This is a genomic window from Telluribacter humicola (assembly GCF_017355935.1).
In the GTDB taxonomy this organism is placed as follows: Bacteria; Bacteroidota; Bacteroidia; order Cytophagales; family Spirosomataceae; genus Telluribacter; species Telluribacter humicola.
On record NZ_JAFIQT010000008.1, the window covers coordinates 14,681 to 27,131 of the forward strand.

At 49.7% G+C, this 12,451-nt stretch carries 8 protein-coding genes and 1 tRNA gene; 3 read left to right on the plus strand and 6 right to left on the minus strand.

What is annotated here, in order from left to right; genetic code table 11:
• Positions 1–4 precede the first annotated feature (4 nt).
• Positions 5–1,159, minus strand: a complete 1,155-nt coding sequence (locus JUB14_RS24025) for a zinc-dependent alcohol dehydrogenase (RefSeq protein WP_207509411.1) — start codon at positions 1,157–1,159, stop codon at positions 5–7.
• A 372-nt stretch (positions 1,160–1,531) separates the two neighbouring features.
• Here JUB14_RS24025 and JUB14_RS24030 point away from each other — a divergent pair, with 372 nt between their 5' ends.
• A complete protein-coding gene (locus JUB14_RS24030; RefSeq protein WP_207509412.1) occupies positions 1,532–1,933 on the plus strand; it encodes a hypothetical protein in 402 nt (133 codons plus the stop codon).
• Between the two features lie 622 nt (positions 1,934–2,555).
• On the opposite strand, the gene JUB14_RS24035 is transcribed toward JUB14_RS24030, so the two are convergent.
• The 4 genes from JUB14_RS24035 to rpoN form a co-directional block, all read right to left on the minus strand.
• Positions 2,556–2,629, minus strand: a tRNA-Arg gene (locus JUB14_RS24035).
• A 93-nt stretch (positions 2,630–2,722) separates the two neighbouring features.
• On the minus strand, positions 2,723–3,502 hold the full coding sequence (locus tag JUB14_RS24040; RefSeq protein WP_207509413.1) for an enoyl-CoA hydratase/isomerase family protein: 780 nt from the start codon (positions 3,500–3,502) through the stop codon (positions 2,723–2,725).
• 48 nt (positions 3,503–3,550) lie between these two features.
• A complete protein-coding gene (locus JUB14_RS24045; protein WP_229368222.1) occupies positions 3,551–4,189 on the minus strand; it encodes a hypothetical protein in 639 nt (212 codons plus the stop codon).
• Between the two features lie 98 nt (positions 4,190–4,287).
• Positions 4,288–5,748 (minus strand): RNA polymerase factor sigma-54, encoded by a 1,461-nt coding sequence (gene rpoN / locus JUB14_RS24050; RefSeq protein WP_207509414.1) that lies wholly within the window; start codon positions 5,746–5,748, stop codon positions 4,288–4,290.
• A 337-nt stretch (positions 5,749–6,085) separates the two neighbouring features.
• Here rpoN and asnS point away from each other — a divergent pair, with 337 nt between their 5' ends.
• Positions 6,086–7,537 (plus strand): asparagine--tRNA ligase, encoded by a 1,452-nt coding sequence (asnS, locus tag JUB14_RS24055; protein ID WP_207509415.1) that lies wholly within the window; start codon positions 6,086–6,088, stop codon positions 7,535–7,537.
• A gap of 126 nt (positions 7,538–7,663) precedes the next feature.
• Here asnS and JUB14_RS24060 read toward each other — a convergent pair whose 3' ends face one another.
• Positions 7,664–8,725: a hypothetical protein gene (locus JUB14_RS24060; RefSeq protein ID WP_374757831.1), complete on the minus strand. Its 1,062-nt coding sequence runs from the start codon at positions 8,723–8,725 to the stop codon at positions 7,664–7,666.
• A gap of 367 nt (positions 8,726–9,092) precedes the next feature.
• Here JUB14_RS24060 and treS point away from each other — a divergent pair, with 367 nt between their 5' ends.
• Entirely contained in the window at positions 9,093–12,446 is a 3,354-nt protein-coding gene (treS, locus tag JUB14_RS24065) for a maltose alpha-D-glucosyltransferase (RefSeq protein WP_207509417.1), read from the plus strand.
• Positions 12,447–12,451 lie beyond the last annotated feature (5 nt).

Consider the following 12,451-nt stretch of genomic DNA (forward strand, 5'->3'; position numbering starts at 1 on the left):
CTATTTACATTCTGGCTGATGGTGGAATAAGTACTGGCTTGATGCAGTTATCTAGCTTATCGGCAAATATGCGATAGGCATCGGATACCTCTTCCAGAGGAATGCGGTGCGTAATAAGTGCTTTTGGGTCCAGGATACCATTCTGCACGTGCTCAATCAGCCTCGGTAGCAGGCGTTTTACCGAGGCCTGGTTGGCCCGGATGGTAATGCCCTTGTTCACTACGTTGCCGATAGGTACCAGGTTATCAGTTGGTCCGTATACCCCCACAATAGACACAATACCCCCCTTCTTTACTGAGTTGATAGCCCAGTGCAGTGCCGTAGCTGATCCGGCCTGCAGGAGCAGCTTGCGGCCGGTTATGGTTTGCATGGTACTGCCCGCAGCTTCTGCGCCTACGGCATCGATACATACATCCGCACCCAGCGAGTCAGTTGTACGTTTCACAAATACCACCGGATCTCCTACTGACATAAAGTTGTAGGCCTCACATTGCGCGTAGTTGCGGACGAATTCAAGTCGGTATTCCTCTTTGTCAAATACGATAACCCGACCGGCTCCAAACAGCCAGGCGCACCGGGCTGCCATGATGCCCACCGGGCCGGCTCCAAATACCACCACCGTGTCACCCTTCTGTATTCCTCCCATTTCGGCGGCCTGATAACCCGTAGGTACCACATCCGTAAGCATGACAGCATCGTCCAGATCCATCCCCTCGGGTATCACCGTAGGCCCTACATTCGCATAGGGTACGCGTACATACTCAGCCTGTCCACCGGCATACCCACCGGTCGTATGGGAGTAGCCAAATATACCACCGGCGGCAGTCGCCTGGGGGTTTGCCTCGTGGCAGTTTCCGTAGAGTCCCTGCTTGCAAAAGGCACATCTTCCGCAGGCAATATTAAAAGGCACTATTACATTATCACCGACCTTTATTTTGTGCACATCCGCTCCTACCTCTTCCACCACGCCGACGAACTCATGCCCGAAGGTTTCTCCCACGCGCGTGTCGGGTACATTACCATTATACAAATGCAGATCAGACCCACAGATACAGGAGCGGGTCACCCGGACAATAGCATCCTCAGGATGCTGTATCTGGGGTAGGGGTTTGTGGTCGATGCGGACCCGTTGCGGTCCCCGGTAATTCATTGCCAGCATAGTCTGTTCCTTTCCGTTTTATCGTTACCAAATCTATTACACAATTTTACCCTGTACTTCTATAAGGTCCAGGAAACAAATACCTGAATCAATACAGAAGCATATCCGGTAAATCCTATAAACAGGGTTGAAGTAGTATTGTTTGGCTTGATGATCAGTGAGAAAGGAACTTGTAACAGTGTGTGACTTAGAAGTGCCCCGGGAGCGAAAGCAGAACCATACCGTTCTGCCCATTCATAATATATGATGAGCAGGACAACGCTACCAACACAAATGGTCGTAATCTGATACTAAAATTGGCTCGGAAATTGATGGGAGGGTAAATTGGCTTGATAAGCCTCTACTTTACACCATAGAATAGACTTTAGATCAATGCAAAATGTCCCTCCTGCCGAGAAGAAACTACTTCTTTGGCAAATGATCGGAATCTGTGTACTAGTCCTACTCGCACTGGTCCAGATGAGGCGAGTGATACCAGGATCATCCCCTGTTACCGAGCCTTCGGCCTCCAATTCCAGCGTAGCCTATGAGCATGAAAACAGAAGGTATAATGCTACACAGGCCATCCTGGAAAGCCTGGGAGAGCCCGGAAGTTATGAGGAGATAAACTACCGGGAGTTTTTTTCGAATAGTTCTGATCCAAAGAGGTATTACCAGGCTACCATCCGATTCAAAGCCAAAGACGCCTCGGGAGCCTATGTTGTTCAGAGGCTCTGCTTTCACTTCACCAGCGAGGGGGACGTAACGGAGATTTTTACCTGTGGCTTTCACTAGCCACAGGCTTTTCTTGTCTCAGCCTTGCCATAGGTACTTCCGTAACTACTTATATACAACTGAGCTATCAGCCCTTGTAAAGGGACTTACATAGGGGGATAGGGCCTGGATACAAGGCTACTTGCGTGCTCAGGCAGTCGTGGTCTTATGTCTTTGTCTGGTCTTTAGCAGGGACTTGCTCCGTCGGCTATTCCCGTTAAATTTTACTGAACAAATCGCTCCCCAGATACCAACCGACCACATCAGGCAAATCAAAAGTTCGAAGATCCTCATTGTGTATTTATACTATTATAGTGTGTTAACGGACTCCCTTTTAAGAAGATATTTTCTCCAAAAATATAGCTCACCTATACGAATACCAAAAAAAGTCTACTAAAAGTTGCCTCACAGTCTGCACTATAGTCAAAAAGTGTACTTATTATGGTAGTATTTAAGGAGTATAGATTGTGCCGCAAGGGTATTTTGAGCCCTTGCTTTCACTATCTAACTTGTGTGGATTAGGTGACAAGATTAGGCTCGAAATTGAATAGCCTTCCTGCTGCTGAGTTATGTGAAGACTTAATCACGGAAAGAAGCTTATTAAACAAAGAAGCCGCTAAATCAGATGATTTAGCGGCTTTTGTGGTCTCGTAGGGATTCGAACCCCAAACCTCCTGATCCGTAGTCAGGTGCTCTATCCAATTGAGCTACGAAACCGTTGTCGTTGAATTGGATTGCAAAACTAAGGGATTGGCCTATACGACGCAAGTACTGTCACAAAAAAATATCTTAAATTTTTAGCTGCCACATTCAACGTCCCTGATAATCAGGAGTCCGCTTCTGCAAAAAAGATTGAATGCCTTCGCGCGCATCCTGAGTTTGACTAAGCTGGTCCTGTAATTGGGCTTCCAGATCGAGCATGGCGGTGAGGTCAGACTGTAACGAGCTGTTAAATGCCTGCTTCATGGCACCGATGGCCTGGGTGGGAGCGGAGCGGTAGTAGGCGAGTACCTCCTGTACGGCTTCGTCGAGCTGAGCAGCGGGTACGGCACGGGCTATAAGGCCCATCTGAGCAGCTTCGGTGGCATAGACGCGCCGACCGGTCGAGGCCAGTTCAAAAGCGCGGGCCACGCCTACCAGACGCGGTAGCATGTAAGTAGCGCCGGCGTCGGGCATAAGGCCTATACCAACAAAGAGCAGGGACAGGTAGGCCTCCTCAGAAGCAATAACTAGATCACAAGCTAGAGCCAGTGAACAGCCGGCCCCGGCGGCCAAGCCATTGAGGCGGCAGACTACCGGCTTGGGAATGGTACGTAGCGCCATGATCATGGGGTTATAGCGGGTGCGCAGGGCTTCGCCAAAGCCCGCGGCATCACCTATGCCTACTTTGAGGTCAGCGCCTGAGCAGAAGGCCTTATCTCCGGTAGCGGTAAGTAGTACAACCCGTACACCAGAGTCTGCAGCGGCTGCCTGTACGGCATTGGTAACTTCCAGTATGAGGTCAGGGCTGAGGGCGTGAAAGACCTGGGGGCGGTTAAGGCTGATACGGGCTACGCCCTCGGCTACTTCATAAAGCAGGTGCTGATACATGTAAAGCAGGATCTGGTGGTCACAGGCGGTAGCAGCTCCGCCATCCGCCTAAAAAAATGTAAATATGGCAACAGTACTCACCACTACACCCAAAGCCAGACCGGCACCTACCTGGGCCGGGGTATGGGCGTTGAGGTGGAGGCGGGCACTCATCAGCCAGCCGGTGATCAAGATACCGAGAATCAGCGGATAAAACAATGTAGTGTCGCCGTAACGCAGAAACAGACAGGCAATGGCTCCTAGACAGCCGCCCATACCGGTAGCATGGGCGCTGATCTTCCAGCGCAGGCTGATCAGGGCTACCACGGCCATAGAGAAAGTAATACTGCCCAGTACGATCGAGATACCGGGGGCCAGATCACTAATAGGCTCAAATTGCCAGCCAAACAGGTAGGTAGCAAATGTATAGATGATGACTGTAGTAATGTAGGGCAGGCGCCGGTCGGCCAGGTTGTCGAGGTGCAGACTCCTGATATAGCCGAGTTTATAGAAGTAGAATATGACCAGTGCCGGGGCCAGAAAGGTATTCATAAACAGCAGGAGCAGTAAGCTCCCCTGCGCGGAGAGACTCAGGGTATTGATGCCCAGCAGTTCGGGTACAAACAGAAACAGTAACCCAAACAGGTAGGTGGGCATCAAAAGGGGATGCAGAACTACCGACAGAAAAAGCGCAACTCGCGTATTCAACGTATTCTTAACAACTTGGTTTGTGTAACAAACAACAAAATTAGTCTGAATTGGTACACGAACAAGCTGATTTATACGGAAAAGACGTGGCGGGGGCTTTATATCTGCTTGCGCAGGCGCGCAACCGGTATATTTAGCTGTTCACGGTACTTGGCTACGGTACGTCGGGCAATGTTGTAGCCCTTTTCGTTAAGCAGCTTTTCCAGTTTGTCGTCGGAGAAAGGTTTACGTTTAGGCTCGCTCTCTATCAGCTCGCGCAGTATGTTCTTCACCTCGCGGCTACTCACATCTTCACCCGATTCGGTAGAGATACCCTCCGAGAAGAAGTACTTAAGTGGATAAAGACCAAATTCCGTCTGGACAGACTTGCTGCTGGCTACCCGCGATACCGTCGACACATCCATCTCGATGATGTTGGCGATGTCTTTCAGGATCATGGGGCGAAGCTTGGTTTCGTCACCCTCCTGGAAGAAGTCGTACTGGTACTTCAGGATAGCGTTCATGGTGCGCATGAGCGTAGCCTGGCGCTGCTTAATAGCATCAATAAACCATTTGGCTGAGTCGAGCTTCTGCTTTACGAAAGTTACCGTCTCACGGACATGGCGGTTGGACTTGTCGCTTTTATGGTAGGTGTCCAGCATTTCGGCAAAGGTACGGTTGACCCGTAACTCCGGCGCGTTACGCGAATTGAGGCTTACTTCCAGCCGGCCGTTGTGGCTGGCGAGTATGAAGTCGGGCGTCAGGTACTGAGCACCATTATCATCGCCTTCCACAGAACCCGGTTTGGGATTTAGCCGTATAATGAGGTTAAGCACCTGGCGGGCTTCCTCCTGATTCATATTGAGTCGCTTCTGAATCTTCTCGTAGTGCTTCTTGGAGAATTCTTCAAAGTAGTGCTCAATAGTCTGCAGGGCCAGCTGTACGATGAGGTCACGCTGATCTTTGCGACGTAACTGCAGCAGCAGACACTCCTGCAGGTTACGGGCTCCGATGCCGGCGGGCTCCAGGCTCTGGATTTTTTTCAGAACATCTTCCAGTTCCTGTTCGCTGGTATATATTCCCTGCGTAAACACCAGGTCGCTGGCAATGGCCTTGAGCGGACGACGCAGGTATCCATCACCTTCCAGGCTACCCAATAGGTGCAGGCCCAGGTAACGCTGCTGATCAGTTAGATGTAGAAAACCAAACTGCTGATACAGGCTATCAATAAGAGTCAGGCGGGTGGCTACCGGAAATTCTCTATCCTCGTCATCACTTCCAAATGATCCGTCGCCATACATTTTATAACCGCTGAGCTCATCCTGATTAAGATAGCTCTCAATATCTATATCATCATTAGAGGCCTGACGCTCATCGTAATCAGCATCATCATCCCCATCAGACTCGTATTCACTTTTCTGAATTTCTTCGGCTCCTTCCTCAAGGGCCGGATTCATTTCTAACTCTTCCTTAATACGGGCATCAAGTTCGGCAGTGGGTATTTGCAATAACTTAATAAACTGAATTTGCTGCGGAGACAGCTTCTGCAGTAGCGTTTGGTTTAAACTCAGTTTTTGCATGTACTAGTAGAGGTTTTCATACGCAATTTTAATAAAGATCACTTTATACGAACCTTGAACACCAAACAACCTTGGTTCGTTTTCAGGGGTATCAATTGTTGTACCAAATTAGTGCAATTTAAGAAAATAGTTAAAAAAAGTTTGTAACCATTTTTGACATAGTTGATTATTAGCCTCTTAGGCTACAAAAAACTTTAGAGGGTCTGTAGGGCTAAGATAGCGGGGGGCATAGGGGAGCACGTATTATTACTATATGATACGTAGGTTTTCGCTATTGATATTTATAAATTTGCAACCTTATTTTGCTAAGTTTCAACATTTAAGAAGTACATAATCAATGGGTCCAGTACAGATCAAGCAGTTAATACAAGAAGCGCCCGTAGGTGAGTCGGTCGAAGTTAAAGGGTGGGTACGTACCAAGCGTGAAAGCAAGAATGCCATATTTATCGCGCTTAATGACGGTTCTACCATTCATACCATACAGGCGGTTGCTGAACCGGGCCAAATAGCCGAAGACCTACTGCGCCTGATCACTACCGGATCATGTATAAAAGTAACCGGTCAACTGGTAGAGTCGATGGGCTCGGGACAGTCGGTGGAGGTAAAGATAGTGGATGTTCACGTATATGGCACGGCCGATCCGGAAGTATATCCGCTACAGCCTAAAAAGCACTCGCTGGAATTCCTGCGCGAAATCGCCCACCTGCGCCCGCGGACCAATACCTTCAGTGCTATCCTGCGCCTGCGTCATGCACTGGCCTACGCTGTGCATAAGTACTACAATGACAACGGATTCTTCTACCTGCATACGCCTATCATTACGGCTTCTGATGCGGAAGGAGCGGGGGAGATGTTCCGGGTCACGACCTTGGATATGTACAATCCTCCTAAGGATGAGGAAGGCAAAATAGACTATAAAGAAGATTTCTTTGGCCGCGAAACCAACCTGACCGTATCCGGCCAGCTGGAAGGGGAGCTGGGGGCCCTGGCCTTATCAAAAATCTATACCTTCGGACCTACATTCCGGGCCGAAAACTCTAATACCACCCGTCACCTGGCTGAGTTCTGGATGATCGAGCCGGAGATGGCCTTCTTTGAGCTGGAAGACAATATGGATCTGGCTGAAGACTTTGTGAAGTACGTGATCCGGTACGCCCTTGACAACTGCGCAGATGATCTGGCATTCCTGGAGAAGCGCCAGGCCGAAGAAGAAAAGAGCAAGCCACAAAACGAGCGCTCTATGCCGCTGCTGGAAAAGCTTCATTTTGTAGTGGACAATCCGTTCGAACGGTTGACCTATACGGAGGCGATTGATATACTCTTAAAATCAAAAGCACATAAGGAGAAGAAGTTCCAGTTTCCGGTGGAGTGGGGTATAGACCTACAGAGTGAACACGAGCGTTACCTGGTGGAGAAACACTTCAAAAAGCCGGTAATCCTGACCAACTACCCCCGCGAAATCAAGGCTTTCTATATGAAGCAGGACGAAGAGTCGTCGGCGACTCCCGGGCCAACCGTACGCGCCATGGATGTACTGTTCCCCGGTATCGGTGAAATCATCGGTGGTAGCCAGCGGGAGGATGATTACGAGAAGCTCATCCAGCGTGTACACGAAGTAGGTATCGAACCTGAGAATGTGTGGTGGTATCTCGAAACACGTAAGTTCGGTTCGGCTCCTCACTCCGGTTTTGGGTTGGGTTTTGAGCGTCTGGTTCTGTTTGTATCGGGTATGGGTAACATTCGTGACGTGATCCCATTCCCCCGCTATCCCAAGAGCGCCGAGTTCTGATAATCTAGTAGTTAGATAATTATTAAGGAGCCGTACAGCAGGATACATACCTGGCTATACGGCTCCTTAATAATTTAGGATGCTTTAATTCATAAATCAGAATGAAGAATTCATCATTCAGAATTATTAATTCTCTCCTCCTCCGGTTATCTCTTTTACTTTATCAAAGAATCCGCGCTTGCGGTCGGAGTTGATGCCCCAGTCGGCGGGTATACTCTGATACCCTTCGTTGAAGCCTTCCCCCGCTTTGCGGTAGTCGAAGTAGCCCCAGGAAGCGTAGGCCTTGATGGCGTTGACGAAGTTGTTGACCGGCTGGTCAAACCCAAAATGGTCGTCCTCGTTAAAGACGATGGGCTGGCTGCGGTAGCCTTCGACCTGCCGGGTTTGCTCGACCATCTTGGTAATACGGGCCGGGGCTTCTACACCATTGCCGTGCAGCAGTATATAATCAGCAGCCTGTACTACATTGGGTTTGGGTATGGCCCCTCCTCCGTAGCTGGTACTAACCAGCAGGCGGTAGCCATTTCCTTCTTTCTGCTTTACCCACTCTATAAGCTCATGTACCCGCTCAGGTTGCAGGATAGCGTGGTCGTACCGGATGTTGCACTCGTTGTTGATCTCGATCAGGACGTTGCGGTAGCCTTTGCGTAGCAGCCAGCCCGTAGCATTGTCGACAGCGTTGATGACCGCTTTTTCGTCTTCCAGGTGTTCGTCCTGTCCGAAGTAAAAGAGCCCCAGCATGACTACCATCCCCAGCTCATCGGCTCTTTTCAGGATGCGATCCAGCCGGGCCATGTAGTCAGGGCGCAGGTTACCCTTAGGGTCAAAAGCCGAGTTGATCCAGCCCTTGTTGCCGTAGCCCGTTGGGCTGCCTCCCTGCAGGTTGAGGGTAAACGCCAGTAGTCCGTGGCGGTACCACAGTTCCATGGCCCTCACAAATTCGTCAGTATTACGGTCAGGGTCCCACTTTTGGGTGTCTGGGTAGCCAAACTGATTTCGGGTCTCGGCATTGAGGTCATCAAAAATGCCCTGTACCATTCTGGAATTGATCAGTAACCCTTCAATCTTATGCCCATCCCAGTAGCGACCTGGGTAGGTAGGTTTCCCATTGATGTAGAATTGTTCCCCCCTTATTTCCACAATCGTTCGGGGACGGTTCTGAGAGTAGCCGGAGTAGCTGACCAGCATACCCGCTATACCTAGTACTATAAATGCTCTGATCCTGCTTCGCATGTGGGTAGAGATGTAAAGTTTCAGTAATAATTCACACTTAATCAAAGCGTATTTCCAAACATGACTACTTAGATATAGTTATGATAATAGAAATAGGTACGGTGGCTGCCTTACATTCCTTCACTGCTGCCGCAAATCTATTCTCCCCTCTGTCTATATACGTTAGCGCTTAGAATACCTTGCCCGGGCGGTTGAATTTAATACTGCTAAAACCCGGCATTTTGAGCAACAGACACAATCTACTCCTGTGCGGCCGGCACTTTCTCCGATGTGGGTGGCACGTTAATTTATGTAGGTATAAATCGAAAAATTAAGAGAAACTATGGCAAAAAGTAAAACCGTATTAGACGATAACCTCCACTGGTATAAGGACGCTATTATATACGAGCTGCACATCAAAGCATTCAGAGACGGCAACGGAGACGGTATAGGCGACTTCCAGGGTATCATGGAAAAGCTGGATTATCTGGAAGATCTGGGTGTAACAGCCATCTGGGTACTTCCCTTTTATCCTTCTCCACTGCGTGATGACGGCTACGATATAGCCGACTACTATAGTATTAACCCGTCATACGGTGATATAAAACAGTTTAAAGCTTTCCTGGATGAGGCGCATAGCCGCAACCTGAAAGTAATCACTGAGCTGGTTATTAACCACACGTCGGACTTGCATCCGTGGTTCCAGCGGGCGCGCAAAGCTCCTAAGGGGTCACCCGAGCGGGACTTCTACGTATGGACCGACGATCCTACAAAGTATAAGGATGTCCGTATTATTTTTCAGGATTATGAAGTTTCTAACTGGACCTGGGACTCGGTGGCGCAGCAGTACTACTGGCACCGCTTTTTCCACCACCAGCCTGACCTCAACTATGATAGTCCGCTGGTACAGGAAGAGGTGTTTAAGGTTATAGATTTCTGGTGTGAAATGGGGGTAGATGGCTTCCGTCTGGATGCCGTTCCGTACCTCTACGAACGCGAAGGTACTAACGGGGAGAACCTACCCGAAACGCACGCTTTCCTGAAAAAGCTGCGGGCGCATATGGATAAAAAGCACCCGGGCAGGGTGTTCCTGGCGGAGGCAAATATGTGGCCGGAGGACTCCGCCTCTTACTTTGGAGATGGCGATGAGTGTCATATGAACTACCACTTCCCGGTCATGCCACGGATGTTCATGGCCCTGCAGATGGAAGACCGGTACCCCATCACCGATATATTTGACCAGACTCCCGAGATACCTGAGGTATGTCAGTGGGCTATATTTCTGCGGAACCATGATGAGCTGACGCTGGAAATGGTGACAGACGAAGAGCGGGACTACATGTATAAAGTATACGCCAAAGACCCCAAAGCCAAGATCAATTTGGGGATCCGGCACCGTCTGGCACCGCTCATGGAGAACAACCGCCGGAAGATCGAGCTGATGAACTGCCTGCTGTTTTCACTGAGTGGTACGCCGGTAATCTACTATGGTGATGAGATAGGAATGGGTGATAACTACTACCTGGGTGACCGCGATGGAGTACGTACGCCTATGCAGTGGTCGCCCGACCGTAATGCGGGATTCTCAGAAGCTAATCCACAGAAACTATATCTGCCCATTATTCTTGATCCGGAATATCACTACGAATCAGTAAACGTAGAAACGCAGCGCCGCAACCCATCGTCGCTACTCTGGTTTATGAAGCGCATGATCAACATGCGGAAGCGGTACAAGGCATTCAGCCGGGGCGACATGAAGTTTATCAATGTAGATAATCCTAAGGTGTTAGCCTTTACCCGTACCTACGAGGATGAAACCGTGCTCGTGATGGTAAATCTCTCACGTTATTCGCAGCCAGCCGAGCTGGATCTGGGTGAATACAAAGGTTTTCAGCCGGTGGAGGTATTCAGCAAGAATCGCTTCCCGGCCATAAAGGAAGAAAGTCCCTACTTCTTTACACTGGGCTCACATGGGTATCAGTGGTTTGTATTGGAGAAGGTACATCCGGAGATAGATGAGGCTGCTCCGCTCACGAGACTGAACGTAAACAAGTGGGAAAATCTGTTCCGGAAGGACAGTGTTAAACAACTGGAAACCAGGGTGCTGCCTAACTATCTGTCTATGGTGAGCTGGTTCAACGGGAAAGAGCGGACTATTCTCAACGTAGAAATTGTAAAGCAGGCTGATTTGCCATTCACTCAAAGTAATGTACAGCTATTGCTTATCGAAGTACAGTACGAAAGTGGTATGTCCGACGCGTATCAGTTGGCGGTGACCTGGGTGAAAGAAGATGCTGCCAAGCGTATGTCCGAAAGTTGTCCACATGCCGTACTAGCTGAGTTACAGGTAGGAGAGGAGGAGGGGCTCTTGTGTGATGCTTACTTCACCACTGAAGTACAGCAGGAGTTATTTACTCTTATAGCCTCTGGGAGTCAGATTTCGCTGTCGAGTGGTGGTGAGCTGGTTGTGCATGGAGGTAAAGCGCTGGGTGATAGTTCACAAGGGCAGGAGGAGATAAAGCCCCGACTGCAGTCGACGGAGCAGAATACCTACATCTCGTACGACAACAACTACATACTAAAGATGTATCGCCGTGTGGATCGTGCGGTTAATCCTGATGTGGAGATTACACGCTTCCTGTGCGAGCATGCTAATCTGGAAAACATTCCGGCCTTTTTGGGTACCATCGAATGGCGGTTTGACAAGGACTTTGTGGCACTGGGAATGATGCAGAAGATGGTGGAGAGCCACGGCGAAGGCTGGTCGTATATGCAGGAACGACTCAATAACTACTACGAGCGGATCCTGGCGCTGGATCAGGACAAGCTGCCGTCCTATGAGCTAAGAGGAAGCCTTATAGAACCAGTACCGTATGATGAAATACCCGACGATCTGAAAGAACTACTGGGAGGCCCTATCGCTGAGGGTACCCGTCTGCTGGGCGTCCGCACCGGAGAGATGCACCTGGCGTTGGCCTCGGATGCCAGTCTGAAGGACTTTGCACCGGAGGATTTCTCCCTGCACTACCAGCGCTCGCTGTATGCATCGCTGCAGTCGCTGGTACGGGAAACTTTCCAGAACCAGGCCCGTAATCTCAAGAAGCTACCGGAGCAGGTAAAGCCGGATGCGGAGGAAATCCTTAAAAGCAAAGAAGATATTCTGAAACTGCTGAAGCGGATCTACGCCAATAAGCTGGATGTAGTGAAGATCCGGATCCATGGTAATTACCATCTGGGTCAGGTACTATTTACGGGTAAAGATTTGGCAGTATTTGATTTTGGTGGTGATCCAAGCCGTAGTTACAGTGAGCGCCGACTGAAACGGTCACCGCTGCGCGACGTAACCGGTATGATTCACTCATTCTACTACGCGGCCTACTCGGGGCTGCTCCTGAATGACCAGATTCGTGATGAGGATATCGCCAAGCTGACGCCTTATGCCGAGCTGTGGGTACATTATGTATCCGGGTTCTTTATGCAGGCCTACCTCGAAACCGTAGCCGGCAGCCAATTCATACCAAATGACAAAGAAGAGTTGACTATGATGATTCAGACGTTCATGCTTGAGAAAGCTATTTATGATCTGAACCGTGAGCTGCGCTACCGTCCGGATTGGGCTATGGTTCCGCTCCGCATCATCAAGACCATCCTGAGCCAGGTGACGGCGCAGAAAGGCGAAGCCGTAGCCGGCGCTTAGCCGAT

Coding starts and splice junctions, on each gene's coding strand:
- JUB14_RS24025 (WP_207509411.1), bottom strand. CDS start 1,159: ATGCTGGCAATGAATTACCGGGGACCGCAACGGGTCCGCATCGACCAC.
- JUB14_RS24030 (WP_207509412.1), top strand. CDS start 1,532: ATGCAAAATGTCCCTCCTGCCGAGAAGAAACTACTTCTTTGGCAAATG.
- JUB14_RS24040 (WP_207509413.1), bottom strand. CDS start 3,502: ATGTATCAGCACCTGCTTTATGAAGTAGCCGAGGGCGTAGCCCGTATC.
- rpoN (WP_207509414.1), bottom strand. CDS start 5,748: ATGCAAAAACTGAGTTTAAACCAAACGCTACTGCAGAAGCTGTCTCCG.
- asnS (WP_207509415.1), top strand. CDS start 6,086: ATGGGTCCAGTACAGATCAAGCAGTTAATACAAGAAGCGCCCGTAGGT.
- JUB14_RS24060 (WP_374757831.1), bottom strand. CDS start 8,725: ATGCTGGTCAGCTACTCCGGCTACTCTCAGAACCGTCCCCGAACGATT.
- treS (WP_207509417.1), top strand. CDS start 9,093: ATGGCAAAAAGTAAAACCGTATTAGACGATAACCTCCACTGGTATAAG.